Origin of the sequence: Pseudomonas sp. MWU12-3088 (genome assembly GCF_023242405.1) — a bacterium.
Lineage (GTDB): Bacteria > Pseudomonadota > Gammaproteobacteria > Pseudomonadales > Pseudomonadaceae > Aquipseudomonas > Aquipseudomonas kribbensis.
Genome location: NZ_JALJEA010000015.1, coordinates 51557 through 76188, shown reverse-complemented (window position 1 = coordinate 76188; position 24632 = coordinate 51557). Strand labels below are relative to the sequence as shown.

The 24632-nt window shown below is 61.0% G+C and carries 19 protein-coding genes; 7 read left to right on the top strand and 12 right to left on the bottom strand.

Features of this window, described 5'->3' with window-relative positions; all coding sequences use genetic code 11:
* The first annotated feature begins 19 nt into the window (after positions 1–19).
* Positions 20–1735: an N-acetylglucosamine-specific PTS transporter subunit IIBC gene (gene nagE / locus M5B98_RS26575; RefSeq protein WP_248744454.1), complete on the top strand. Its 1716-nt coding sequence runs from the start codon at positions 20–22 to the stop codon at positions 1733–1735.
* Positions 1736–1817: 82 nt separating this feature from the next.
* Here the strand turns inward: nagE and M5B98_RS26570 are convergent, their stop codons facing one another.
* The 3 genes from M5B98_RS26570 to purL form a co-directional block, all read right to left on the bottom strand.
* Positions 1818–2270 carry a hypothetical protein gene (locus tag M5B98_RS26570; RefSeq protein WP_248744453.1) on the bottom strand — a complete coding sequence of 151 codons (453 nt, stop codon included), beginning with the start codon at positions 2268–2270 and terminating at the stop codon, positions 1818–1820.
* Between the two features lie 631 nt (positions 2271–2901).
* Positions 2902–3213: a YqfO family protein gene (locus M5B98_RS26565; RefSeq protein ID WP_248744452.1), complete on the bottom strand. Its 312-nt coding sequence runs from the start codon at positions 3211–3213 to the stop codon at positions 2902–2904.
* A 5-nt stretch (positions 3214–3218) separates the two neighbouring features.
* Entirely contained in the window at positions 3219–7115 is a 3897-nt protein-coding gene (purL, locus tag M5B98_RS26560; RefSeq protein ID WP_248744451.1) for a phosphoribosylformylglycinamidine synthase, read from the bottom strand.
* A 285-nt stretch (positions 7116–7400) separates the two neighbouring features.
* Here purL and mltF point away from each other — a divergent pair, with 285 nt between their 5' ends.
* A complete protein-coding gene (gene mltF, locus M5B98_RS26555) occupies positions 7401–8861 on the top strand; it encodes a membrane-bound lytic murein transglycosylase MltF (RefSeq protein WP_085711664.1) in 1461 nt (486 codons plus the stop codon).
* Between the two features lie 43 nt (positions 8862–8904).
* Here mltF and pdxJ read toward each other — a convergent pair whose 3' ends face one another.
* From pdxJ to lptF, 8 genes are all read right to left on the bottom strand, one after another.
* Positions 8905–9648: a pyridoxine 5'-phosphate synthase gene (pdxJ, locus tag M5B98_RS26550; protein WP_038357694.1), complete on the bottom strand. Its 744-nt coding sequence runs from the start codon at positions 9646–9648 to the stop codon at positions 8905–8907.
* A gap of 46 nt (positions 9649–9694) precedes the next feature.
* Positions 9695–10381: a DNA repair protein RecO gene (gene recO, locus M5B98_RS26545; RefSeq protein ID WP_085688939.1), complete on the bottom strand. Its 687-nt coding sequence runs from the start codon at positions 10379–10381 to the stop codon at positions 9695–9697.
* 159 nt (positions 10382–10540) lie between these two features.
* The gene (era, locus tag M5B98_RS26540; RefSeq protein WP_011332590.1) at positions 10541–11443 is read right to left on the bottom strand and encodes a GTPase Era; all 903 of its coding nucleotides are present in this window, start codon (positions 11441–11443) and stop codon (positions 10541–10543) included.
* Positions 11436–12125 (bottom strand): ribonuclease III, encoded by a 690-nt coding sequence (gene rnc, locus M5B98_RS26535; RefSeq protein ID WP_085711665.1) that lies wholly within the window; start codon positions 12123–12125, stop codon positions 11436–11438. The genes era and rnc overlap by 8 nt, the downstream gene beginning before the upstream one ends.
* 182 nt (positions 12126–12307) lie before the next feature.
* Positions 12308–13162: a signal peptidase I gene (gene lepB, locus M5B98_RS26530; protein ID WP_248744450.1), complete on the bottom strand. Its 855-nt coding sequence runs from the start codon at positions 13160–13162 to the stop codon at positions 12308–12310.
* 9 nt (positions 13163–13171) lie between these two features.
* The gene (lepA, locus tag M5B98_RS26525; RefSeq protein WP_085711666.1) at positions 13172–14968 is read right to left on the bottom strand and encodes a translation elongation factor 4; all 1797 of its coding nucleotides are present in this window, start codon (positions 14966–14968) and stop codon (positions 13172–13174) included.
* 173 nt (positions 14969–15141) lie between these two features.
* Positions 15142–16203, bottom strand: coding sequence for an LPS export ABC transporter permease LptG (gene lptG / locus M5B98_RS26520; RefSeq protein ID WP_085711667.1), 1062 nt, complete (start codon positions 16201–16203; stop codon positions 15142–15144).
* Complete coding sequence (lptF, locus tag M5B98_RS26515) at positions 16196–17317, bottom strand: LPS export ABC transporter permease LptF (RefSeq protein WP_248744449.1); 1122 nt, start codon at positions 17315–17317, stop codon at positions 16196–16198. The genes lptG and lptF overlap by 8 nt, the downstream gene beginning before the upstream one ends.
* Positions 17318–17625: 308 nt before the next feature.
* On the opposite strand from lptF, the gene M5B98_RS26510 reads away from it, so the two are divergent.
* The 5 genes from M5B98_RS26510 (at position 17626) to rlmF (ending at position 24211) form a co-directional block, all read left to right on the top strand.
* Positions 17626–19116, top strand: coding sequence for a leucyl aminopeptidase (locus tag M5B98_RS26510; RefSeq protein ID WP_114881502.1), 1491 nt, complete (start codon positions 17626–17628; stop codon positions 19114–19116).
* A gap of 60 nt (positions 19117–19176) precedes the next feature.
* A complete protein-coding gene (locus tag M5B98_RS26505; protein WP_248744448.1) occupies positions 19177–19605 on the top strand; it encodes a DNA polymerase III subunit chi in 429 nt (142 codons plus the stop codon).
* An 8-nt stretch (positions 19606–19613) separates the two neighbouring features.
* Entirely contained in the window at positions 19614–20009 is a 396-nt protein-coding gene (locus tag M5B98_RS26500; protein WP_248744447.1) for a DNA polymerase III subunit chi, read from the top strand.
* A gap of 199 nt (positions 20010–20208) precedes the next feature.
* Complete coding sequence (locus M5B98_RS26495) at positions 20209–23055, top strand: valine--tRNA ligase (RefSeq protein ID WP_248744446.1); 2847 nt, start codon at positions 20209–20211, stop codon at positions 23053–23055.
* 133 nt (positions 23056–23188) lie between these two features.
* Positions 23189–24211, top strand: a complete 1023-nt coding sequence (rlmF, locus tag M5B98_RS26490) for a 23S rRNA (adenine(1618)-N(6))-methyltransferase RlmF (RefSeq protein WP_248744445.1) — start codon at positions 23189–23191, stop codon at positions 24209–24211.
* 122 nt (positions 24212–24333) lie between these two features.
* Here the strand turns inward: rlmF and M5B98_RS26485 are convergent, their stop codons facing one another.
* Complete coding sequence (locus M5B98_RS26485; RefSeq protein WP_007957357.1) at positions 24334–24615, bottom strand: HU family DNA-binding protein; 282 nt, start codon at positions 24613–24615, stop codon at positions 24334–24336.
* Positions 24616–24632: the final 17 nt, after the last annotated feature.

Here is a 24632-nt window from a genome sequence, read left to right as displayed (position 1 = left end):
AACAACAAGGACAAACGCCATGTACCAACTCTTCATCGAAGGCCTGCAACGCCTCGGCCGGGCACTGATGCTGCCGATCGCGATCCTGCCGATCGCCGGCCTGCTGCTGCGCCTGGGCGACACCGACCTCCTGAACATCGCGATCATCCACGACGCCGGTCAGGTGATCTTCGCCAACCTGGCGATGATCTTCGCCATCGGCATCGCCGTCGGTTTCGCCAAGGACAACAACGGCACCGCCGGCCTTGCCGGGGTGATCGGTTACCTGGTGATGATCTCCACGCTGAAGGTGCTCGACGCCAGCATCAACATGGGCATGCTCGCCGGGATCGTCAGCGGCCTGATGGCCGGCGCGCTGTACAACCGCTTCAAGGACATCAAGCTGCCGGAGTACCTCGCGTTCTTTGGCGGCCGGCGCTTCGTGCCGATCGTCACCGGTTTCGCGGCGGTCGGTCTGGGCGTGGTGTTCGGCTACATCTGGCCGCCGATCCAGCACGGCATCAACAGCTTCGGCAGCCTGATGATGGAAAGCGGCAGCTTCGGCGCCTTCGTCTTCGGCGTGTTCAACCGCCTGCTGATCGTCACCGGCCTGCACCACATCCTCAACAACATGGCGTGGTTCGTGTTCGGCAACTTCACCGACCCGACCACCGGCGCACTGGTCACCGGCGACCTGTCGCGTTACTTCGCCGGCGATCCGAAGGGTGGCCAGTTCATGACCGGCATGTTCCCGATGATGATCTTCGGCCTGCCCGCCGCCTGCCTGGCGATGTACCGCAACGCCCTGCCGGAACGGCGCAAGGTGATGGGCGGGATCTTCCTGTCGATGGCCCTGACCTCGTTCCTGACCGGCGTCACCGAACCCATCGAATTCGCCTTCATGTTCCTCGCACCGCTGCTGTATCTGGTGCATGCGCTGCTGACCGGCCTGTCGATGGCGATCACCAACGCCTTGAACATACATCTGGGCTTCACCTTCTCCGGCGGCTTCATCGACATGGTGCTCGGCTGGGGCAAGTCCACCAACGGCTGGCTGGTGATCCCGGTAGGCCTGGCTTATGCAGTCATCTATTACGCGGTGTTCGATTTCTGTATCCGCCGCTTCAACCTGAAGACACCGGGGCGTGAAGACGTTGCCAACGCCGACAAAGCGGTGCTGACCGAAAACGAACGCGCTGGCGCTTACATAAAGGCACTCGGCGGCGCGGAGAATCTGGTCACCGTCGGCGCGTGCACCACGCGGTTGCGACTGGAAATGGTCGACCGCAACAAAGCGTCGGATACCGACTTGAAAGCGCTGGGTGCCATGGCCGTTGTGCGACCGGGCAAGGGCGGCAGTTTGCAGGTCGTTGTCGGGCCGATGGCCGACAGCATTGCCGATGAAATTCGCCTGGCGATGCCGGCGTTAGGCCGTGCCGTAGTGGCTGCACCTGTCGCAGTCATCGAAGCCAGCGAACCGGTTGCAGTCGCCACACCGCTGGCACAGCAATGGCTGAGCGCTCTGGGTGGCAGCGACAACGTGCTGCAACTCGACTGCATCGCGATGAGCCGGATTCGCCTGCAACTGGCCGATGGCAAGATGTTGTCGGAAAGCCGATTGAAAGAGCTCGGCTGTTTGGGTGTGAGCGCGCTGGAGGACGGCGTTTGGCACTTGCTGGTGGGTGAGCGGGCGCAGAGTCTGAGTACGGCGCTGGAGGGGTTGGTTAATCGGAGTGAGGTGAGTGCAAAAGTCTGATGGTTGCCATCCTGTTTTGACTTGAGCGGTCAAAACCAGGAAACCCGGCCTTGGCCGGGTTTCTTGTTTACGCCCATTAACCTCAAGACATTTTTCCTCGCTGTTCTGCCTCGTAATGCCGGGTCTGGAATGGCATGAGTGTCTGAACTTTCAAACCCAGACTTTCTTTCAATCCCCAAGCGACAGCCAACTCATCACAACGATTGCGTAAAGAAACAGCTTTTTGAGGCGTCACGTTCTGCTTGGGTGTTGAATGGGTGAAAAGCTCAAGCGCAGAAAGCGCTTCCATTACGCGATTATCCGATACGCAAGCAAAACGAGTGAATCGCTCAAGCAGATAAGCAGCGCGACGGCGCTCGGTTTCATCGCAATGAAATGCGAGGAAGGTTTTGACCTCACTCTCAAGATTCGACTCTGAATACCAGACCTCTTTGGCGGCACTCACCAACGCTACGCCATCAGCCTGATCCAGAGGACTTCTGACCAAAGTGTCCAATGCGGATGAAAGGACGTGATCGTTAAACGACTTCAACATCTGATTCCTCCAGGTAGTCACCTCGTGCTGTTGTAAGTAGAGCTGACAGGCCATTTGAGACACCCCGACCACAATAGGACCGGGACTTCCGAGGGGCAACCTGAAAAGCCTGTGGGAAGTCTCGGTAAATCCCCCACATATTTAAACATTCGAAAATGGAACGCGGAGCGTCCCGGGCGGCATTCCCACGCAGAGCGTGGGAACGATCAAAAGGAGCCCGCATTCGCTTCCCGCTTCTCACCACTCAACACGATGAGCGTTAGCTCGAGTAAGGCTCTTGATCTTTTGGCCCCATCGGCAGGCTGAGTGGAGGGATTTATCCGGGGGTGGGCGCGCAGCGCCGTTCGACGAAGTCGAACACACCGAGAGGAGGTGCAGCGAAGCAAACCGTAGGCGGTGCCCCCGGATGAATCCCGGAACGAAGGAACACCGAGCCAAAGCGAGGTGCCGAACGCCGGGGCCCAGCGTTTTGGTTACTTTGGGGCGTTTGCCAAAGTGACTCGCCGTAAGGGCGAAACCGCCAGCCGCAACACCCGAAGAAACGGATATTCACTCAACCCCAAAACCCAAAAACCAAAAAACCCGCTGAAATCACTCTCAGCGGGTTTTCCATTTCAGCAGCCAAGGAAGATCAAAAATCCTCCAACCGACAAACCTCATAAGCCGGCGTCTCGTAAGGATGGCTAGCCTTCAAAGCCCCCACCACCCCACGAATCAACTCATCGCCAACAACAAGCTCAACCTTCCACTCCTCGACCCGCTCAACCTGCCCCGCCTCGCCAATGAACGGCTGACTGCCGTCCAAAGGCCGAAACTGACCAGTACCAAGCACCTGCCAGGCACAGTGGTCATAGTCACCGATCCGCCCGCCACCGGCAGCGAATACAGCGTCCTTGACCACCTCGACATGGCTGTCGGGAACAAAAAACGCGAGCTTGTACACAGCGCTTAGTTCACCCACACACGAGCGTTACGGAACATGCGCATCCAAGGAGCGTCTTCGTTCCAGTCTTCCGAACGCCACGAGTTCTGCACGGCGCGGAACACACGCTCCGGGTGCGGCATCATGATCGTTACGCGACCATCGCGGCTGGTGAGGCCGGTGATCCCGCGCGGCGAGCCGTTCGGGTTGGCCGGGTAGGCTTCGGTGACCTTGCCGTGGTTGTCGACGAAACGCATCGCCACGCAACCGGACAGGTCGGCTTCGAGCAGTGCCTCTTCGCTTTCGAATTCGGCATGGCCTTCACCGTGAGCGATGGCGATCGGCATGCGCGAACCGGCCATGCCCTGCAGGAAGATCGAGTTCGACTCCTGAACCTGAACCATCGCCACGCGCGCTTCGAACTGCTCGGAGCGGTTGCGCACGAAGTGCGGCCAGAACTCGCTGCCCGGGATCAGCTCGTGCAGGTTGGACATCATCTGGCAACCGTTGCACACGCCGAGGGTGAAGCTGTCGTTGCGCTCGAAGAAGCCCTGGAACGCATCGCGGGCACGGCTGTTGAACAGTGCGGACTTGGCCCAGCCTTCACCGGCGCCGAGTACGTCGCCGTAGGAGAAACCACCGCAGGCCACCAGGCCTTTGAACTCGTTCAGGTCGACACGGCCGGCCAGAATGTCGCTCATGTGCACGTCGATCGCGTTGAAACCGGCGCGGTCGAACGCGGCCGCCATTTCCACCTGACCGTTGACGCCCTGCTCACGCAGCACGGCAACCTGTGGGCGAATGCCTTTCTTGATGTAAGGCGCGGCGATGTCCTGGTTGACGTCGTAGCTCAGCTTGACGCTCAGACCCGGATTGTCTTCTTCCAGCAGCACGTCGAATTCCTGCTGGGCGCAGTCGGCGTTATCGCGCAGACGCTGGATCTGGTAGCTGGTCTCGGCCCACTGACGCTGCAGCAGACGACGCTGGCCTTCGAACACGGTGTCACCGTTGAAGGTGATGTTGATCTGGCCGTTGTTGATCGGCTGACCGATCACCGACACGCAGTCGCCCAGACCGGCCGCGCTGAATTGCGCGAGGATGTCCGGGGTGGCGTCCTGGCGAACCTGGATCACCGCACCCAGTTCTTCGTTGAACAGGATGGCGGCGATTTCAGCGGCGTTTTCCGCAACGCTGTCGAGGTTCAGGCTCAGACCGCAGTGGCCGGCGAAGGCCATTTCCACCACGGAGGTCAGCAGACCACCGTCGGAACGGTCGTGGTACGCCAGCAGGTGACCATCGGCGTTGAGACCCTGGATCACAGCGAAGAAGGCTTTCAGGTCTTCGGCGTCGTCGACGTCCGGAGCCTGCTTGCCGAGCTTGCCGTGAACCTGCGCGAGGATCGAGGCGCCCATGCGGTTCTGGCCGCGACCGAGGTCGATCAGGATCAGGTCGGTGGTGCCCTTGTCCATGCGCAGTTCCGGAGTCAGGGTCTGACGGATGTCAGCCACTGGCGCGAAACCGGTCACGATCAGGGACATCGGCGAAGTAACGGTCTTGTCTTCGCCGTTATCGTTCCAGCGGGTGGCCATGGACATGGAGTCCTTGCCCACCGGAATGGTCAGGCCCAGCTCGGGGCACAGTTCCATGCCGACCGCTTTCACGGTGTCGTACAGACGCGCGTCTTCGCCCGGGTGGCCGGCAGCGGACATCCAGTTCGCCGACAGTTTGATGTCGGAGAGCTTGTTGATGCGCGAGGCAGCAATGTTGGTCAGGGTTTCGCCGATGGCCATGCGGCCCGACGCCGGAGCGTCCAGCAGTGCCAGCGGAGTGCGCTCGCCCATCGCCATCGCTTCACCGGTGTAGACGTCGAAACTGGTGGCAGTGACGGCCACGTCGGCCACCGGAACCTGCCATGGGCCGACCATCTGGTCACGGGCAACGAGGCCGGTGATGGTGCGGTCGCCGATGGTGATCAGGAAGCTCTTGCTCGCCACGGCCGGGTGATGCAGGACGCGCTCGATGGAATCGGCGATGCCGAGGTCCGACGGATCGAAGTCATCGCCCAGCTCGGCTTCGCGAACCACCGAACGGTGCATGCGCGGTGCCTTGCCCAGCAACACTTCCAGTGGCATGTCCACCGGGTTGTTGCCGAAGTGGCTGTCGGTCACGGTCAGTTGCGGCTCGGCGGTGGCTTCACCGACGACGGCAAACGGGCAACGCTCGCGTTCGCAGATAGCCTTGAAGCGCTCGAAGTCGGCCGGGCCGACTGCCAGAACGTAACGTTCCTGGGATTCGTTGGACCAGATTTCGTGCGGGGCCATGCCCGGCTCGTCGTTTGGAATGTTGCGCAGTTCGAAACGGCCACCGCGGTCGCCGTCGTTGACCAGCTCCGGGAAGGCGTTGGACAGACCGCCCGCGCCCACGTCGTGGATGAAGCTGATCGGGTTCTTGTCGCCCAGCTGCCAGCAACGGTCGATGACTTCCTGGCAGCGACGTTCCATTTCAGGGTTTTCACGCTGAACCGAAGCGAAGTCCAGATCCGCCGAGCTGGTGCCGGTGGCCATGGAGGAGGCAGCGCCGCCGCCCAGACCGATCAGCATCGCCGGGCCGCCGAGGACGATCAGCTTGGAGCCGACGACGATCTCGCCTTTCTTGACGTGCTCTTCACGGATGTTGCCCATACCGCCAGCCAGCATGATCGGCTTGTGGTAACCACGAACTTCGTCACCGTGCGGGGTGGTGATCGATTGTTCGAAGGTACGGAAGTAGCCGGTCAAGGCCGGACGACCGAATTCGTTGTTGAACGCAGCGCCGCCCAGCGGGCCTTCGATCATGATGTCCAGCGCATTGACGATGCGTTCAGGCTTGCCGTACGGCACTTCCCACGGCTGTTCGAAGCCCGGGATCTGCAGGTTCGACACGGTGAAACCGGTCAGGCCGGCCTTCGGCTTGGCACCACGACCGGTTGCGCCTTCGTCGCGGATCTCGCCACCGGAACCGGTGGACGCGCCCGGGAACGGAGCGATCGCGGTCGGGTGGTTGTGGGTTTCGACCTTCATCAGGATGTGCACCGGCTCCTGCACCGCGCCGTACTGGCGGGTTTCCGGATCCGGGAAGAAGCGGCCGGCAACGTTGCCGACGATCACCGAAGCGTTGTCCTTGTAAGCGGACAGCACGCCTTCGCTGTGCATCTGATAGGTGTTCTTGATCATGCCGAACAGGCTTTTTTCCTGGCTCTCGCCGTCAATATCCCAACTGGCGTTGAAGATCTTGTGGCGGCAGTGCTCGGAGTTGGCCTGGGCGAACATCATCAGTTCAATGTCGTGCGGATTGCGCTTGAGACCGTTGAAGGCGTTGACCAGGTAATCGATCTCGTCTTCGGCCAGGGCCAGGCCCAGCTCGACGTTGGCCTTCTCCAGCGCGGCGCGGCCACCGCCGAGGATGTCGATGGCGGTCAGCGGCTTCGGCTCAGCGTGGCTGAACAGACCGGCAGCCTGTTCGAGGTTACCCAGAACGATCTGGGTCATGCGGTCATGCAGTACGTCGGCGATCTGCTGCGCCTGGGCATCGCTGAACTGACCGGCCACATAGAACGCGATACCGCGCTCAAGACGCTGTATCTTGCTCAGGCCGCAGTTGCGGGCGATGTCGCTGGCCTTGCTCGACCATGGCGAGATGGTGCCGAAACGCGGCAACACCAGGAACAGACGACCGGTCGGCTCTTGAACCGGAACGCTTGGACCGTACTTCAGAAGGCGCGCAAGCACCTGCTGTTCGTCGCCGGTCAGGACGCCGGTGACTTCGGCGAAGTGAGCGAATTCAGCATACAGGCCACTGACAGCTGGAACCTTCTGGCTCAGTTGCTCAAGGAGTTTGCTGTGGCGAAAGGCAGAAAGGGCAGGAGCGCCGCGCAGGATCAACATCTTCGGGACAGCCTCGGGAAGGGGTGTGCTTTGAGGCCGTGCATTCTAGCCTAAACCGCCCTCAACATCACCCGAAACGCTACGCACGGTTGCACTCGGACCGCAATCTGTGTTTCTGCCTCTGAAGTCAGATTTGGAGCCTGCGGGACAACAGCTTATTTTTTCTGTCACAAAATGCTGTCCGGCCCCATTCCTGCGGGGTTGCGGGTGCTTTTTCAATCGCTAGCAGACTACCCCTCCACTGTCGAGATATGGCGCCCGTTGCGCTTTGCGTATACTGCGCACATGTTTTCCCCAACGGCTTTGCGTCCGCGGTACGCCAAATGGCTGATCGCTACCGGACTCTTCCTGATGCTCAGTGGCTGTGTTGATAAACCCAACACACTCGAGCGCGTAAAGGAGGATGGTGTGCTGCGGGTGATCACCCGTAACAGCCCCGCCACCTACTTTCAGGATCGCAGCGGCGAGACCGGCTTCGAATACGAGCTGGTGAAGCGCTTCGCCGACGATTTGGGGGTGGAACTGAAGATCGAGACCGCCGACAACCTCGACGACCTGTTCGACCAGATCGGCAAACCCAACGGCCCGGTGCTGGCCGCCGCGGGTCTGGTCAGCAGTGAACAGCGCAAGAAGCAGGTGCGCTTCTCCCACTCCTACCTCGAAGTCACCCCGCAGATCATCTATCGCAACGGCCAGTCCCGGCCGACCGACGCCAGTGAGCTGGTCGGCAAGAAGATCATGGTGCTCAAGGGCAGTACCCACGCCGACCAGCTCGCCGAGCTGAAACAGAAATATCCCGGGATCGAATACGAAGAGTCCGACGCCGTCGAGGTGGTCGACCTGCTGCGCATGGTCGACGAAGGCCAGATCGACCTGACTCTTGTCGACTCCAACGAAGTGGCGATGAACCAGGTGTACTTCACCAACATCCGCGTCGCCTTCGACCTCGGCGATGCCCGCAGCCAGAGCTGGGCGGTGGCCGCTGGCGAAGACAACAGCCTGCTCAACGAGATCAACAGTTATCTGGACAAGGTGCAGAAGAACGGCACCCTGCAACGCCTGAAGGACCGCTACTACGGCCACGTCGATGTCCTCGGCTACATGGGCGCCACGACCTTCGCCCAGCATTTGCAGCAGCGACTGCCCAAGTACGAACAGCACTTCAAGACCTACGCCAAAAAAGAGAAAGTCGACTGGCGCCTGCTCGCGGCCATCGGTTATCAGGAATCGCTGTGGCAACCGGCCGTCACTTCGAAGACCGGCGTGCGCGGCCTGATGATGCTGACCCAGAACACTGCACAGGCCATGGGCGTGTCCAATCGCCTCGATCCGAAGCAGAGCATCATGGGCGGCGCGAAGTATCTGGCCTACATGAAGGATCAACTGGATGACTCGATCCAGGAGCCGGATCGTACGTGGTTTGCACTGGCTGCCTACAACGTCGGCAGCGGCCACCTGGATGACGCACGCAAACTGGCGTCCCGGGAAGGCCTGAACCCGGACAAGTGGCTGGATGTGAAGAAGATGCTGCCCCGCCTGTCGCAGAAGCAGTGGTACAGCAAGACCCGCTATGGTTACGCCCGTGGCGGCGAACCGGTGCATTTCGTGGCGAACATCCGTCGCTACTACGACATCCTGACCTGGGTAACCCAGCCGCAGCTTGAAGGCGATCAGGTCGCCGAAGGCAATCTGCATGTGCCGGGGATCGACAAGTCCAAACCGGCGCAGGAAAACCCACCGCTCTGATAAACACTGCGGGAGCAGGCTCCCACAGTGTCTGTGTTGAGGCTTAGTGTTTGGCGGCCGCCAGAATCAACGCCTTCATCTCCGAAACCGCCGACTTGAAGCCGACAAACAAGGCATGCGCCACCAGCGCGTGACCGATGTTCAGTTCGTTGATGCCCTTGATCGCGGCCACGGCTTCAACGTTGTGGTAGTGCAGACCGTGACCGGCATTGACGATCAGGCCTTGGGCCAGTCCAAATGCCACGCCGTCCGCCACACGTTTCAACTCTTCGGCCACTTCTGTCGGTGTTTCAGCATCGGCATAGCGCCCGGTGTGCAGCTCGATAGCTGGAGCGCCGACTCGTTTCGAAGCAGCGATCTGCCGCTCGTCAGCGTCGATGAACAGCGACACTTCGCTGCCGATCTTCGACAGACGCTCCACCGCAGCCTTGATGCGTTCTTCCTGACCCGCCACGTCCAGACCGCCCTCGGTAGTCAACTCCTGACGGGTTTCCGGTACCAGGCAAATGTGGGCCGGACGGATGCGCTCGGCGAACGCCATCATTTCTTCGGTGACGCCCATTTCGAAGTTCATGCGGGTTTGCAGCACATCCTTGAGCAGCAGCACGTCGCGCTCCTGGATATGGCGACGGTCCTCACGCAGGTGCACGGTGATGCCGTCGGCGCCCGCCTCTTCCGCGTCCAGCGCAGCCTTGACCGGATCCGGATAGCGTGTGCCCCGAGCCTGACGCAGGGTGGCGACGTGGTCGATGTTCACGCCAAGAAGAATGCGATTGCTGGTGGTCACGGATGCGCTCCTGAAGGGAAAGATTCGGCGCACAGCATACACGGGGCTACGGTTTGCGAAACAGTTCGCGACTGACCAAGGGGCGACCGCCCAGGTGAACGGCCAGTGCCTGACGCATCAAACGCTTGGCGGCAGACAGAGCGCCGGGGGCAGACCAGTCCGCTTCGGCCATGGCCAGCAGTTCGGTGCCATTGAACAGACCGGGTTGCAGCAGGTAGACCCGCTCGAGTCCGGCGTCCACCTGCAAGCGATAGAGACCGTCCGCAGCGATAGGCTCGTCATTGATGTCGGTGTTCAGGGAAAAGCCATAGCCGAGGTCATCGAGCAGACGCCATTCGAAGGAACGCAGAAGAGGCTCCAGTGGACGGCCTTCGGCGAGGGCCAGCAGCGTGGCGGCGTAATGATCGAACACCGCCGGATGCGGATCTTCGGCCGGCAGCAGGCGGATCAGCAACTCGTTGAGATAGAGACCGCTGAACAGTGCCTCGCCGACCATCCATGTCGCGTTACCAACACTCTCCATGCGCCCGACGTTCTTCAACTCGCCCTTGCCGCGAAACTCGACCTCCAGCGGCACGAATGGTCGCGCCAGTGTTCCTGCCTTGCCCCGCGCACTGCGCAACACCGCCCGCAGCCGACCTTGCGGCGTGAGGAAGTCCACCAAGGCGCTGGTTTCGCGGTAGGCGCGGGAGTGGAGGACGTAGGCGGGTTGGGCGGGAGGCGCTTGAGACATGGATTTCTCGTTGAGGGAAACGCGGTTTACTCATCACCCAAAACCAATGTGGGAGCTAGCTTGCTCGCGAAATAGGTGCAACAGTCAACATCAATGCTGAGTGTTACATCGTCTTCGCGAGCAAGCTCGCTCCCACAATGGATCGATGTGCCAGACGCTTTACAGGTCGCCGTAACCCAGCGAACGCAGCGCGCGCTCGTCGTCGGACCAGCCGCCCTTCACCTTGACCCACAGGTTGAGCATGATCTTGGAGTCGAACAGCAGCTCCATGTCCTTGCGCGCCTCGGTGCCGATGCGCTTGATGCGCTCGCCCTTGTCGCCAATGATGATTTTCTTCTGGCCGTCACGCTCGACGAGGATCAACGCATGGATGTGCAGGGTCGCGCCCTGCTGCTTGAACTCTTCGATTTCCACGGTGATCTGGTACGGCAGCTCGGCACCGAGCTGGCGCATGATCTTCTCACGCACCAGTTCGGCGGCGAGGAAGCGGCTGCTGCGGTCGGTGATCTGGTCTTCCGGGAAGAAGTGATCGTTCTCCGGCAGGTGATCGGCGATCACTTTTTCCAGCGCGTCGAGGTTGTGCCCCTGCTGCGCCGAAATCGGAATGATCTGCGCGTTCGGCAGCTGTTCCTGCAACCAGGACAGGTGTGGCATCAGCTCGGCCTTGTCCTCGATGCGGTCGGTCTTGTTCAGTGCGACGATCAGCGGGCCGGTCACGTACTGCACGCGCTCCAGCACCATCTGGTCTTCTTCGGTCCACTTGGTGCGGTCGACCACGAAGATCACCACGTCGACGTCTTTCAACGCCGCCGAAGCGGTCTTGTTCATGTAACGGTTCAGGGCCTTTTCGCCGCCCTTGTGCATGCCGGGAGTGTCGACGTAGATCGCCTGCACGTCGCCTTCGGTCTTGATCCCGAGCATGTTGTGGCGAGTGGTCTGCGGCTTGCGCGAGGTGATCGCGAGTTTCTGGCCGAGGATGTGGTTCAGCAGCGTGGACTTGCCCACGTTCGGACGGCCGACGATGGCAACGTAGCCACAGCGAGTTGCGTTTGTATCAGTCATTGCCATTCTCCACACCCAGGGCAATCAGTGCTGCGGCGGCCGCTACCTGTTCGGCAATGCGACGGCTCACACCCTGACCCCGGCTTTTTTCATTCAATAGGACAACTTCGCACTCGACGAAGAAGGTACGGCAGTGCGGCTCGCCCTGGATATCCACGACTTCGTAGCGTGGCAGCTCGCAACCGCGCGATTGCAGGAATTCCTGCAGGCGGGTCTTCGGATCCTTGTTGGTGTCGACCAGCGTCAGGCCTTCGAACTCGCCGGCCAGCCAGGCCAGGACGCGCTCGCGGGCGACTTCCATGCCGGCGTCGAGGTAGATCGCGCCGATCAGCGCTTCCAGGGCATCAGCCAGAATCGACTCACGACGGAAACCACCGCTTTTCAGCTCGCCGGAACCCAGGCGCAGGTATTCGCCCAGATCGAAACCACGGGCCAGTACGGCCAGGGTCTCGCCTTTCACCAGACGCGCACGCAAACGCGACAACTGGCCTTCGCGGGCCAGCGGGAAGCGCTCGAACAGGGCTTCACCGGCGACGAAGTTGAGGATCGCATCGCCGAGGAATTCCAGACGCTCGTTGTTGCGTCCGGCAAAACTGCGGTGCGTGAGGGCCAGGACCATCAGTTCCTGGTCCTTGAAGGTGTAACCGAGCTGACGCTCGAGACGGCTGAGAGAAACGCTCACGGTTTGACCACGCTGAGTTCGTGGCTGGATTCCACCGCCATCACCGGGATACGGCGCAGGCCTGGGACAATTAACGCTGTGTTCAAAAATGACGTCCTGAATATCGTGGCTTCATGCCCCGGAGCCGGTTGTGCCGACGCCAGAAATGCATTCGGCGCTGTGGTCAACAGCGCCGTGATTGTTTACTTGATCAGGCCGACCCGCGAGAAATTCGGCAGGTGGCTGAGTTTCGGTTCCGGCCAGCTCATCCAGACCGCGAAGGCCTTGCCGACGATGTTCTGGTCGGGAACCATGCCCAGCAGATCCTTGGGAATGTTCGGGTCATCCCAGTAGCGACTGTCGTTCGAGTTGTCGCGGTTGTCGCCCATCATGAAGTAGTGCCCGGCCGGCACGGTCCAGGTGTGGTCCGGCGTGGCACGGTAGCGGCTCATTTCCTTGCGGATCAGGTGCTCGGCGGCGCCGAGTTTTTCCTTGTAGAGTTCCGCGCTGCCGAGGGTGCCCGGCTCGGAGCCGACCAGTTGCTCGGCAATCGACTCGCCATTGACGAACAGACGCTTGTCGGCGGTGTAACGTACCGTGTCGCCCGGCAGGCCGACCACACGCTTGATGTAGTTGACGTTCGGGTCGCTCGGGTAGCGGAACACCATCACATCGCCGCGCTGCGGATCACCGACTTCGATGACTTTCTTGTCGATCACCGGCAAGCGGATCCCGTAAGAAAACTTGTTCACCAGAATGAAGTCGCCAACGTCCAGGGTCGGTTTCATCGAGCCGGACGGAATCTGGAACGGTTCCACCAGGAACGAACGCAGCACCAGCACGATGAACAGCACCGGGAAGAACGACTTGCCGTATTCGACCAGCAGCGGCTCCTTGTTCAGCTTCTCCACCACCAGCACATCAGGCTGGCTGACGCTACCCTGATAGGAAGCGATGGCGGCGCGCCGACGCGGTGCCAGGATCAACAGATCGAGCAACGCCAACAGGCCGCAGAAGAACACGGCGATAACCAGCAACAGCGGGAAATTTAGTGACATAGGACCTGACTATTCCAACCTGAGCACAGCAAGGAAGGCTTCTTGTGGAATTTCCACGTTGCCGACCTGCTTCATGCGTTTCTTACCGGCCTTTTGCTTCTCGAGCAGTTTCTTCTTACGACTGACGTCACCGCCGTAGCATTTGGCCAATACGTTCTTTCTGAGCGCCTTGACGGTTGTCCGGGCGACGATCTGACCGCCAATGGCGGCCTGGATGGCCACGTCGAACATCTGACGAGGAATCAGTTCTTTCATCTTCTCGGTCAGCTGGCGACCTTTGAAGTGCGAATTGTCACGGTGCACGATCAACGCCAGGGCATCGACCTTGTCGCCGTTGATCAGCACGTCCAGTTTCACCAGATTAGCCGATTGGTAACGATCGAAATGGTAGTCCAGCGAAGCATAGCCGCGGCTGGTGGATTTCAGACGGTCGAAGAAGTCGAGGACCACTTCGTTCATCGGCAGGTCGTAGGTCACCTGGACCTGATTGCCGAGGAACAGCATGTCGACCTGGACACCGCGTTTTTCGATGCACAGGGTGATGACGTTGCCCAGGTGCTCCTGCGGAACCAGGATGTTGGCCCGCACGATCGGCTCGCGCATGTCTTCGATGGACGACACGTCCGGCAGCTTCGACGGGTTGTCGACGTAAATCGTTTCACCGGTTTTCAGCACCAGTTCGAAGATTACCGTCGGCGCCGTGGTGATCAGGTCCAGGTCGTATTCGCGCTCCAGGCGCTCCTGGATGATTTCCATGTGCAGCATGCCGAGGAAGCCGCAACGGAAGCCGAAGCCCAGGGCGTCGGAGCTTTCCGGGGTGTACTGCAGCGACGAGTCGTTCAGGGTCAGTTTCTGCAGCGCTTCGCGGAAATCCTCGAAGTCGTCGGAGCTGACCGGGAACAGACCGGCGTAAACCTGTGGCTGGATGCGCTTGAAGCCTGGCAGCACTTCAACGTCCGGGGTGGAGCTCAGGGTCAGGGTGTCACCTACCGGCGCACCGTGAATGTCCTTGATGCTGGCGATGATGAAGCCCACTTCGCCGGCCTTCAGGTCAGCGGTGGCGGTGTGTTTCGGGTTGAACACGCCGACGCTGTCGACCAGGTGCACCTTGCCGGTGGATTTCACCAGGATCTTGTCGCCCTTCTTCACGCGGCCATGACGCACGCGCACCAGGGAAACAACGCCCAGGTAGTTGTCGAACCAGGAGTCGATGATCAACGCTTGCAGCGGATCTTCGATGTTGCCGGTCGGCGCAGGAATGGTGGCGACCAGACGCTCGAGCACTTCGTCGACACCCAGGCCGGTCTTGGCGCTGCAGGTGACGGCGTCGGTGGCGTCGATGCCGATGATCTTCTCGATCTCGTCCTTGACGCGGTCAGGCTCGGCCTGCGGCAGGTCGATCTTGTTCAGTACCGGCATGACCTCGAGGCCCTGCTCGATCGCGGTGTAGCAGTTGGCCACGGACTGGGCTTCTACGCCCTGACCCGCGTCGACCACCAGCAAGGCACCTTCACACGCGGCCAGGGAACGGCTGACTTCGTAGGTGAAGTCGACGTGGCCCGGGGTGTCAATGAAGTTCAGCTGATAGGTAACGCCGTCTTTGGCCTTGTAATAGAGGGTAACGCTGTGGGCCTTGATGGTGATCCCGCGTTCGCGCTCCAGCTCCATGGAATCCAGTACCTGGGCTTCCATTTCACGCTCGGCCAGGCCACCGCACATCTGGATGAATCGGTCAGCCAGCGTCGACTTGCCATGGTCAATGTGGGCGATGATGGAGAAATTGCGGATATGACTCAAATCACTCACGGATCAACACTCAAAAAGGCTGCAGGCTTGGCCCGCCGAAAAATAGCCGGGAATTGTACCTGATACACGGCGCAAGCGTCACGTTCGCCTGTCACCCGGATTGCATGCAAAAACGCCCCGGTCTGGCGACCGGGGCGTTTTTCAAGGTTGAAGCAAGGGTGAAACCTTGTTCATCAACCGGCTCGACGCAGCAACCAGACACCCGCCAGCGCACAGACGCCCGCCGGAACCAGCACCGCGAACAGCGGCGAGAAACCGAACACCAGGCTGGATGGACCCAGCAGATCCTGGACGATCCGGAAGGTGAACCCCACCAGCACACCGGTGAACACTCGCTGACCCAGGGTCACCGAACGCAACGGGCCGAAAATGAAGGAAATCGCCATCAACACCAGCGCAGCGGTCACCAGCGGCTGCAACACCTTGACCCAAAACGCCAGCCAGTAACGGCCATTGCTCAGCCCCTGATCCGCCAGGTAATGGATATAACCCCACAGGCCGCTGATCGACAGCGCTTCCGGTGCCATGACCACGGTATTCAACAGTTCCGGACTGATGGAAACATCCCAGTCTTCAGTCGGCTTGTTGACGACTTCGGTGCTGCGCTCGTGGAACAGCGTGGTGGTGATATCGGTCAGCTGCCAGCGCTTGCCATCGAATTCGGCGCGCTTGGCGAAGCTCGAACTCTGCAGGTGGCGCTCTTTGTCGAAGTGATAACGGGTCACGCCATACAGCAGGCCATCGGGTTGAACGGCGTTGATATGGATGAACTCGTCACCCTGACGGTGCCACATGCCGTGCTTGGCGCTCTGTGCGTCACCGCTGCCCTGAGCCAGCGAACGATTGGCCTGGGCCATGCTTTCGGTGGCCGGCGCAACGTATTCACCGATCAGCACGCCGGCCAGCATCAGAACCAGCATCGGCTTCATGACCGCCCAGACGATACGCCCGATGGACACACCGGCGGCACGCATGACGGTCAGTTCGCTGCTGCTTGCCAGACTGCCGAGGCCGATCAGACAGCCGATCAGCGCCGCCATCGGCAGCATGTCGTAGAGCCGGCGCGGTGCGGTCAGCAGTACAAAGCTCAGCACATCGACCAGCGTGTAGGTTTCGCTGACGTCGCCCATTTCGTCGATGAAGGCAAACAGGGTGGCCAGGCCAAGAATGATCGCCAGCACCGCGATGATCGCGATGAATACGCTGCTGCCGATGTAGCGGTCGAGTTTAACCACGGGTCACCTCCAGCGCAGCGCTGCGACGGCTGGCCATTTTCAGGCGCAGCGGTTCCCAGTACAGCAGGCCGATACCGATGGCCAGGAAGATCCCGTGCACCCACCACAGACCCAGGCTCGCCGGGATCTTGCCTTTTTCGAGGGCGCCGCGGGCGGCAATCAGGATGGTCAGGTAAGCCATATAAAGAAGAATCGCCGGCAGCAACTTGAGGAAGCGCCCCTGGCGCGGATTGACCCGCGACAGCGGCACCGCCATCAGGGTCACGATAAATACCAGCAGCGGCAGCGACAGGCGCCATTGCAGTTCGGTTTTCGCACGGATGTCGTCGCTGGCCATCAGGGTCGAGGTCGGCATCGCGTCACGATCGGTGACTTCCTCGCTGACATCCGGCTTTGGCAGCAGCACGCCATAGGTTTCGTAATGGATGGCACGGTAGTTGGCCAGCCCCGGGCTGCCGTCGTAGCGGTAGCCGTTGTGCAGGATCAGGTAACGGTTGCCGTCAGGACGGACTTCCTGCCGGCCTTTTTCGGCCACCAGCACGGAAATCCCGCGATCCGCCTGATTGGCGCCGAGGTTTTTCTGCGAAATGAACACGCTGCCCAGATTGACCCGATCGTCGCTCAAAGTTTCGGTGTAGGTCACCCGGGTGCCGTCGCGCAAGGCCTGGAAACGACCTGGCTCGAGGGTGTCGAACTCGGTCAGGGCGTCCTGTTTATTCAGCAGCAGCTGGAACTGGTTGGCGCCTTGCGGGGCCAGGCTCAGGCTTAGCCAAGCCACCACCAGTGCCACCAGAGTGGCCGGGAACAGGGTCATGCGGAACAGGCGCTGCTGGCTCATGCCAGTGGCCGACAGCACGGTCATTTCGCTTTCCAGATACAACCGGCCATACGCCAGAAGGATCCCGAGGAACAGGCCCAGCGGCAGGATCAACTGCATGAAACCCGGCAGACGGTAGCCCATGATCAGGAACAGCGATCCCGGATCGAGCTGGCCCGCAGCGGCCTGGGCAAGGTATTTGATGAAGCGACCGCTCATGATGATGACCAGCAGCACGGCGCTTACCGCACTCAGGGTCAACAGGACTTCGCGGGACAGATAACGGAAGACGATCAAACCAGACACTCCAGGGTTGTCAGGCTAAGGCGGCCAAACAAGCAAACGTATCGACAGGCCCGCAAGGCAGAGCCGTCGAAAAAAGATGCGGCATTATCCTGTGATTGAGGGCGCCTGTCACTGCGCACACTCACGCAAGCATGCAATCCGTTGAAGATCGTACAACCGAGGGTTGTCAGGCGCGGTGAGCGAGGTTCAAACTGCCGCCTCTGTCGCAGGCACTGGCCTGCGCCTCTTCTCTCTATAAGCAGGCGACGGCGGACACCGTCGAACGCCTGCGTGTTGACCATTCATTCAGGGATCCGGACATGGAACTGGTTGTAAAAAGCGTTAGCCCAGAAACGTTGAAAACCGCCACCCTGGTGGTTGCCGTCGGCGAAGGCCGCAAACTCGGCGTTGCAGCCAAGCAGGTCGACGAACTGAGCGGCGGCGCCATCAGCGCTGTCCTCAAGCGTGGCGACCTGGCCGGCAAGGTCGGTCAGAGCCTGTTGCTGCACAGCCTGCCAAACCTGAAAGCCGAGCGCGTGCTGCTGGTCGGCGTGGGCAAGGATGAAGAACTGGGCGACCGCCCGTTCCGCAAGATCGTTGCCGGCATCCTCAACACCCTCAAGGGCCTGGGCGGCAGCGATGCTGTGCTGGCGCTGGATGAAATCATCGTCAAGGGTCGCGACAGCTACGGCAAGACCCGCCTGCTGGCCGAGACCCTGGTCGACGGCGAATACACCTTCGACCAGTTCAAGAGCCAGAAAGCCGAACCCCGCGCCCTGAAGAAAATCACCCTGCTGACCATCAAGGCTGCACAAGCCGAAGTGCAGCGCGCCGTGAACCACGCCACCGCAATCGCCAACGGCATGGCCTTCACCCGCAACCTGGGCAACCTGCCGCCGAACATCTGCCACCCGACCTTCCTCGGCGAGCAAGCCAAGGACCTGGGTAAAGAGTTCAAGGATCTGAAAGTCGAAGTCCTCGACGAGAAGAAGATCAAATCCCTGGGCATGGGTTCGTTCTACGCCGTCGGCCAGGGCAGCGCCCAGCCGCCGCGCCTGATCGTCATGCAATACAACGGCGGCAAGAAATCCGAGAAGCCGTACGCGCTGGTCGGTAAAGGCATCACCTTCGACACCGGCGGCATCAGCCTGAAGCCGGGCGCCGGCATGGACGAGATGAAGTACGACATGGGCGGCGCCGCCAGCGTGTTCGGCACCCTGCGTGCCGTGCTGGAACTGAAACTGCCGATCAACCTGGTGTGCATCCTGGCCTGCGCCGAAAACATGCCGAGCGGCACCGCTTCGCGTCCGGGCGACATCGTGACCACCATGAGCGGCCAGACCGTGGAAATCCTCAACACCGACGCCGAAGGCCGTCTGGTGCTGTGCGACGCCCTGACCTACTCCGAGCGCTTCAAACCGCAAGCGGTGATCGACATCGCTACCCTGACCGGTGCCTGCGTCGTAGCCCTGGGTGCCCACACGTCGGGCCTGCTGGGCAACAACGACGAACTGATCGAGCAACTGCTGAGCGCCGGCAAGGCTGCCGACGACCGCGCCTGGCAACTGCCGCTGTTCGATGAATACCAGGAGCAGCTGGACAGCCCGTTCGCCGACATCGCCAACATTGGCGGGCCGAAGGCCGGCACCATCACCGCTGCATGCTTCCTGTCGCGCTTCACCAAGAACCTGAACTGGGCGCACCTGGACATCGCGGGCACCGCGTGGACCAGCGGCGGCAAGGACAAGGGCGCCACCGGCCGTCCGGTTCCCCTGCTGACCCAGTACCTGCTGGATCGCGCAAAGGCCTGAAACCGATGACGGCAAGCGCCGCACCTTTCGAGGGGCGGCGCTTGCCGCTCAGGAACCGCAATGACCAAAGTCGACTTCTACATCCTGCCCAGCGCTGATCCTTCGGCGCGTCTGGATTTTGCCTGCAAGCTCACCGAGAAAGCCTGGCGCATGGGCCACCGCATCTACCTGCATTGCAGCGATGCCACCCAGCGTGATGACCTCGATGCGCGACTGTGGGCGTTCAAGGGCGAAACCTTCGTGCCCCATGGTCCCGCCGAAAGCGAACCGGAAGGTTTGATTGTGCTCGGCTTGGGGGGCGACTGCGGCCAACATCAGGACTTGCTCGTCAATCTCGACCTGAAAGTCCCGGATTTCGCCAACAAGTTCGCCCGTGTGGCGGAAGTGGTGGTGGAAGATCCGGTGATCCGCGCAGCTGCGCGGGAGAGTTTCCGTTTCTACCGGGAACAGGGCTATCCTCTGCAAGACCACCGTTTACAGCGACTCTGAGTACGCCGATGGACACTCCAAAACCGCTGCAAAAACCCGCGCACCTGCTGGATGACCTTGAGTCGATCCGCCAGTTGCTGGGCGATGACAACCTGCAACCGCCGCTGCTGACCGACACGGTCGATGATGGCGAACAGGAACAGATTCCGATGCTGTTCGACTCGGTCGCCACAGAGCCACCCGCCGTCGAACCGCCGCCAGCCCCCGTCGTGAAGCCCGCTACCGCGCCCGTCGCACCTGTGGATAAAGGCCCCGACGCCCTATTGCATCTGGACAGCGAACTGCGCGCCGCCGCGCAATTGATCATGCAAGACGTGATCGACGACTTCGCCCCGCACATTGAAAATGAAATCAAACGTCGCCTCGAGGCGCGGATGGAACGGCTTCTCGGCCAGTACGAATAATTCCCCGATCTCCTGTGAGAGCTGGCTTGCCGGCGATAGCATCACTGCGGCTTTCCTGAAAAACCGCGGCGCCTGCATCGCTGGCAAGCCGGCTCCCACAATTAAGCCTCCACCCGGCCTCCCCCGCTCGCCCTCGGCCCCATGCCCCGCTATACTTCCCGGCTTTTCCTGAATAAATGCCAATAGGGTCCCGCCGCGCATGGATAAGACCTACCAGCCGCACGCCATTGAAACTTCCTGGTACAACACCTGGGAGTCCGAGAACTACTTCGCCCCGCAAGGCGCGGGCGACTCCTACACCATCATGATCCCGCCGCCGAACGTCACCGGCAGCCTGCACATGGGTCACGGTTTCAACAACGCGATCATGGACGCCCTGATCCGTTTCCGCCGCATGCAGGGTCGCAACACCCTGTGGCAGCCGGGCACCGACCACGCCGGTATCGCCACGCAGATGCTGGTGGAGCGTCAACTCGAAGCCCAGGGCCAGAATCGCCACGATCTCGGCCGGGAAAAATTCCTCGAGAAAGTCTGGGAATGGAAGGATCAGTCCGGCGGCAACATCAGCCGTCAGATCCGCCGCCTCGGCTCCTCCGTGGACTGGAGCCGCGAGCGCTTCACCATGGACGACGGCCTCTCGGAAGCCGTTAAGGAAGCGTTCGTGCGTCTGCACGAAGACGGCCTGATCTATCGCGGCAAGCGTCTGGTCAACTGGGACACCAAGCTGCACACGGCGATTTCCGACCTCGAAGTGGAAAATCACGACGAAAAAGGTTTCCTGTGGAACCTGAAGTACCCGTTGGCCGACGGCGCAAAAACCGCTGAAGGCAACGATTTCCTGATCGTCGCGACCACCCGTCCGGAAACCATGCTCGGCGACTCCGCTGTCGCGGTGAACCCGAACGACGAGCGCTACAAAGCCCTGATCGGCAAATTTGTCGAGCTGCCGCTGGTCGGCCGCCGCATCCCGATCATCGCCGACGATTACTGCGATCCTGAATTCGGCACCGGCTGCGTGAAAATCACCCCGGCCCACGATTTCAACGACTACGAAGTCGGCAAGCGCCACAACCTGCCGCTGCTGAACATCTTCGACAAGAACGCCAACGTGCTGCCTGCGGCCCAGGTGTTCAACCTCGACGGCACACTGAACGACAGCATCGACGGCAAGATTCCGGCGGAGTACGCCGGTCTCGAGCGTTTCGAAGCACGCAAGCAGATCGTGGCCGCGTTCGATGCCGCCGGCCTGCTGGTCAGCGTCGACGACCATAACCTGAAAGTGCCGAAAGGCGACCGCTCCGGCACCGTCATCGAGCCGTGGCTGACCGACCAGTGGTACGTGTCCACCAAACCGCTGGCCGAGCCTGCGATTGCCGCCGTTGAAGACGGTCGCATCCAGTTCGTGCCGAAGCAGTACGAAAACATGTACTTCTCGTGGATGCGCGACATCCAGGACTGGTGCATCAGCCGTCAGCTGTGGTGGGGCCACCGGATTCCGGCCTGGTACGACGAGTCAGGCAAGGTCTACGTCGGTCGCGACGAAGCCGAAGTACGCGCCAAGCACAACCTCGGCCCGGACGTTGCGCTGCAACAGGACAACGACGTTCTCGACACCTGGTTCAGTTCGGGCCTGTGGACCTTCTCCACCCTGGGCTGGCCGGAAAAGACCGAGTTCCTGAAGAAATTCCACTCCACCGACGTGCTGGTCACCGGTTTCGACATCATTTTCTTCTGGGTTGCCCGGATGATCATGCTGACGATGCACCTGATCAAGAACGAGGACGGCACGCCGCAGGTTCCGTTCAAGACCGTTTATGTGCACGGCCTGGTGCGTGATGGCCAGGGCCAGAAGATGTCCAAGTCCAAGGGCAACGTCCTGGACCCGCTGGATATCATCGACGGCATCGAGCTCGAAACCCTGGTGCAGAAACGCACCTCCGGTCTGATGCAGCCGAAACTGGCGAAGAAGATCGAGAAGCAGACCCGCGAAGAGTTCGCCGACGGTATCGCCAGCTATGGCACCGACGCCCTGCGCTTCACCTTCTGCTCGCTGGCGTCCACCGGTCGTGACATCAAGTTCGACATGGGCCGCGTCGAAGGCTATCGCAACTTCTGCAACAAGATCTGGAACGCTGCGCGTTATGTTCTGGACAAGGGCGAAGACTGCGGCCAGAACGGCGAAGCCTACGAGCTGTCGCTGGCGGATCGCTGGATCATCTCGCAGCTGCAACGCACCGAAGCCGAAGTGACCCGTCAACTGGATCAGTTCCGTTTCGACCTCGCCGCGCAAGCGCTGTACGAGTTCATCTGGAACCAGTACTGCGACTGGTACCTGGAATTGTCCAAGCCTGTGCTGTGGGACGAGAACGCGCCGATCGAGCGTCAGCGTGGCACCCGCCGCACCCTGGTTCGCGTACTGGAAGTGGCGCTGCGTCTGGCGCATCCATTCATGCCGTTCATCACTGAAGAAATCTGGCAGCGCATCGCGCCGCTGGCCGGCATTCAGGGCAAGACGATCATGTTGCAAGCCTGGCCGGTGGCCAACGAAGAGCGCATCGATCCGGCGGCCGAAGACGACATCGAATGGCTCAAGGGCCTGATGCTCGGTACGCGCAACATCCGTGGCGAAATGAACATCGGCCCCGGCAAGCCGCTGCCGATTTACCTGAAAAACGTCACCGCTGAAGACCAGCGCCGCCTGACCGAGAACGAAGCGCTGCTGAAGAAGCTGGCGCGTCTGGAATCGATCACCGTACTGGCGACCGGCGAAGAAGCGCCGTTGTCCGCCACCGCGCTGGTTGGCGAGATGGAAGTGCTGGTGCCGATGGCCGGCCTGATCGACAAGAACGCCGAACTGGCGCGTCTGGACAAGGAAATCCTGCGTCTGCAGGGCGAAGTCCAGCGGGTCGGCGGCAAGCTGTCCAACGCCGGTTTCGTTGACAAGGCCCCGGCCGAAGTCATCGAGAAGGAACGCGCCAAACTGGCCGAAGCCGAACAGGCTCTGGGCAAACTGGCCGAGCAGCACGCGCGGATTGCCAGCCTGTAACGGCAAATCGCACTGAAAAAGGGAGGCCCGCAACGGCCTCCCTTTTTTGTGCCCGGCACTTTTCCGGCCAACAACTAGGCTCCCTGTGGGACAATAGCCGCCACTTTCAGCCCTACCCGAATCGACCACGCCCATGAACGCCCCACGTACACCGAAACCTGCGCGCAAGAAGCCTGACTCTGCCACCCCGGCCAAGCCCGTGGAGCCGCGTAAAGAGGCCAGCCTGCACCCGCGCAATCGCCATCAGGGTCGTTACGACTTCCCGGCGCTGATCAAGATCACGCCGGAACTGGCGAAGTTCGTGATCATCAACCCGTACGGCAAGGAAAGCATCGACTTCGCCAGTCCCGACGCGGTGCGCGTGTTCAACCGGGCGTTGCTCAAGTCGTTCTACGGCATCCAGCATTGGGACATCCCGGCCGATTACCTCTGCCCGCCGGTGCCGGGGCGCGCCGACTACATACACTTCCTGGCTGACCTGCTGGCCAGCAACAACGACGGCGTGGTTCCGCGCGGCGCCATCGTCAATGTGCTGGACATAGGCATGGGCGCCAACTGCGTGTACCCGCTGATCGGTAACAGCGAATACCGCTGGCACTTCCTGGGCTCGGAAATCGACCCGACGGCCGTGGCCGCCGCCAGGGCCATCGTCCAGTCCAACGATCTGAGCAAGGTCATCAAGCTGCGTCAGCAGGAGAACCGCAAGCACATCCTGATCGACCTGCTGGAGCCCGGCGAGCGTTTTGACCTGACCATGTGCAACCCGCCGTTCCACGCGTCGATGGAAGAGGCCACCAAGGGCAGCGAGCGTAAGTGGCGAGCCCTGGGCAAGGCCGATCCGAAACGCAAGTTGCCGGTGCTGAACTTTGGCGGTCAATCGGCCGAATTGTGGTGTGAAGGTGGCGAAGCACGTTTCGTGACGCAACTGATCGCCGAAAGCGCGAACCTTGCGCACAAGGTGTTGTGGTTCAGCACCCTGGTCTCGAAAGCCTCGAACCTGCCCGCCATCGAGACAGCGCTGAAGAAAGCCGGCGCGCTGGAAAGTCAGGTAGTGGAAATGTCCCAGGGCCAGAAGCAGAGCCGCTTCGTCGCCTGGACCTTCCAGACCAAGTCCGAGCAGCAGATCTGGCGGCGTGAGCGCTGGGTTCGCAAGTAATACGTTTCAACCGGGGCGGCGCTTGATCGCAAGCAGCCGCCACTACTGCCGAACACAATCGACAGGCACAAAAAAACCGTGCCCGGATCGCTCCGGTGCACGGTTTTTTTTATCGCTGCGTCTTACTTGTTCACAGCGTCGGTCAGGCCTTTGGCCACAACCAGCTTGATCACTTTCTTGGCAGGGATTTCGATGGCAGCGCCAGTCGACGGGTTACGGCCAGTGCGGGCAGGACGCTCGGTCACTTTCAGCTTGCCGATACCTGGCAAAGTGATTTCGGCACCGTTTTCCAGCTGATCGGCAACGATTTGGCCCAGTTGGTCCAGAGCGGCACGCGCGGTGGTTTTCGGCGCGTCGATAGCTTCAGCGATGTCGGCGATCAGTTGGTCTTTAGTAAGAGCCATGTAGTGTTCCTTCCCTA